We start from the raw sequence: 2,868 nt of genomic DNA, 5'->3' as shown, positions 1-2,868 counted from the left end.
ATTCCATACTGTACAGCATGCAATAAGTCGTCGATCGGAGAACCGGGCTCCCTTTGGGCGACCAGCCTTAGCAATGTTCGTTCAAGCTTTTTTGCTCGGCGCCATGCCTTAGCGAAATTGGCCTCCAACTCTTTCGACAGTAAATCCGTCTTTGACTTGGCCATGGTCCCAATCCTTCGATTGTCCCAACTACTGTAACGCGCGCTCTCTGACTCAGATAGTGCGATTCGATTAGAGGAAGTCCCATGATCGCTCACAATGATATTACGCAACGCTTAAATCGTGCAGCGGATCAAGTTGACGACAAGGACCTAGAAGCGCTTCTTATTGAAGCCGCTGACGAGATTGAACACCTCCGCTCTCTTCTCACTCCGGACACTGGACCGCTCCAATGAACACTCGGGTTGAATCAGAAGCGCTTTCGCGATTGACCGCCCACCTCGTGGAAAATCTCCGAGGCTTACCCGCGGAGGAGGCTCGCGACCGAGCACACCACTTCAGTTCGATCGCCCACGACGAACTCATCAAATCTGGTTTTCACCCGGATGATGCAACCACCATCATGGAAGGTTGCCTGGTCGACGTATTTCGTCGAATGGAACTCGGCGACGCTATGGCTGTCACTATGTCGTCCCAGAATTGGCCGCGTTTTTGGCCTGGATAGATTAGACCGCCGGCCTGCATTCCGAGGGCCTCGCCAGTGCCTGCGTACAGAAGATCCCTCGCCGGACAATTTTCCGACGAGGGATCAGGAGGTCCATTTCTCAGTATTTCAACGCAGGCTTCAGTCGTCAATATAGACTTCTGTCCCCTTCCGGGCTGTCGCAGAACGTGAGCCTAGCGCTCAATCGCGTTCCTAAGACCCGTCAAATCACGAAGAAGTCCTTRTASGTCATCTTGAGGTTCTTCGAGAGCGTGGCGATCTGCACYTGAGCGGATGAACCCGTTCCGTCGGCGTCGTAGTACAACGCACCGGTCTTCTTGTTGTAGATRATGTGATCATTTGCATCGTGCGCCGCGACGCCCTGATAGAACTCGCTGCTCTTGATCACGCCTTTCTTGGCCATCTTCTTGAAGACGGATTTGGCGAGATGGATCGTGTCGTCCTTGACGCTGAAGTCAGTGATCCGGTCGAGATTGGCCTTGTTCACTTTGGACGAAGTCGACAGCTTGGTGTCGAACACGAAGATGTCGTTGCCCGAGCCGCCGGTTAGCGCGTCCTTGCCGGCCCGACCGTAGAGCTTGTCGTTRCCGAGGTTGCCACGCAAGACATCGTTGCCGGCTTGACCATAGAGCACGTCRTTGGCATTGCGGCCATCGAGGACATCGGCGCCTGGCGTTCCCCAAAGCGTCAAAGGAAGATTGGGGTTATTGGGATCGTTGGGATCGTTSCCTTCGASGACGTCGASCACGTTSARSGCRAARGTCTGCGTTGTTCCGACACCATAACCGTTCGAAGCTTTAACCGTGATGGAGTATTGGGCTTTGGTCTCGAAATCGAGCGGCCCAGTCAGGACCAGGTTGCTACCGTCGATCTTGAACGGCCCATCGGTCGAGACCAGGCTGTAGCTGATCGCGTCGCCGTCMKCRTCTWYGGCCGWGAGGCTTGCGACGATCGTCGAYGCCAACRYGTCTTCRCTRAAYSCCGTCTTGGAGAGYTTGATRTYCGTCGGMTCWTGGTTCTTGAGACGATAGGTGAGATCCGAAAAGCGCAACAACTCCACGCTGTCCCAGACGGCGTCGCTTCCGTCCCGGTCGGCGAYCRTGTCAACGACGCCATATATACCCAAAGAGGCGGCACGGTCGTCGATCTTGTACTCGGAGAACTTGCCGCTATAGACCRCAGTGTCGATACCGTCACCGCCARTCAGCGTGTCATTGCCGGCTTCACCCTGCATGACGTCGTCACCGGTTTGACCGTTCTGGTCTCCCGATAGGGTGTCGTTACCTTCTCCGCCGAAGAGCGTGTCGTTTCCGCCGCCACCCAAGAGAACATCGTCCCCGTACCAACCTTGAAGGTTGTTGGCGCCGGCGTCTCCCTCGAGATTGTCATTGAATCGGGAACCCACGAGGCCCTCGATGCTGACGAAGGAATCGCCTAGAGCGTCGCCCGTGTTGTTGTTGGGAAAGTTCAGACTCACCGTCAATCCGATGTCAGACGATGAGTAGCTTGCGAGGTCGTCCTGAGCGCCACCATCGAGGATATCCGCCTCGGCTCCTCCTTCCAAGAGATCGTAGCCATCCCCACCAAGCAGGTGGTCCTTACCGAGGCCACCTTCCAGGATGTCGTTGCCGAACTCACCTGCAAGGATGTCATTGCCAGCGAGACCGCTGAGATGGTCGTTGCCAAAGGCGCCGTTGAGCAAGTTGGGAAGCTCGTTACCGGTGAGACTATCGTCGTGAACCGAGCCAAGCACGTTCTCGACGCCGTAAATGGTGTCCCCCTCTGCCTCGCCGCCATGATTCTTTGTGTTGTCGGAAAGGTTGACTGTGACGGCTTCCCACGAGTGATTGTAGTGCACTGCATCGATATCTGCGTCGCCGAACATCAGGTCGGCACCCAGTCCTCCCTCGAGCGTGTCATTGCCGCCACCGGCAAATATGGTGTCGTTACCGGCATCCCCGAATATGAACTCACCGATTTGACCACCAGAGAGTTCGTCGTCRCCTGGGCCACCAATTGGAGCTGCCATTATCGTCTCCCGAAAATATCTCGAATGCAGAAAGTGGGAGAACTGTCATGAATCGATGAAGAACGTCCTATTCATTCGAAGGGGAAGAACGAGGCATTATTGCCGCACCGGCAACTGCACACTGGCGGACAGGAGTGCCCGCGGCAAACGTGTATAGCTCGCCGAGACCTTGGAT

The 2,868-nt window shown here is 55.6% G+C and carries 1 protein-coding gene; it reads right to left on the bottom strand.

The features are described 5' to 3' along the window. Positions 1-866 precede the first annotated feature (866 nt). On the bottom strand, positions 867-2,693 hold the full coding sequence (locus tag AC1DT3_RS16955) for a cadherin domain-containing protein (protein WP_477466407.1): 1,827 nt from the start codon (positions 2,691-2,693) through the stop codon (positions 867-869). Between the last annotated feature and the right edge of the window lie 175 nt (positions 2,694-2,868).

This window comes from Microvirga sp. P4_G7, assembly GCF_056401005.1.
The sequence above is the reverse complement of the archived record's forward strand: the minus strand, read 5'-3'. Positions and strand labels throughout refer to the sequence as shown.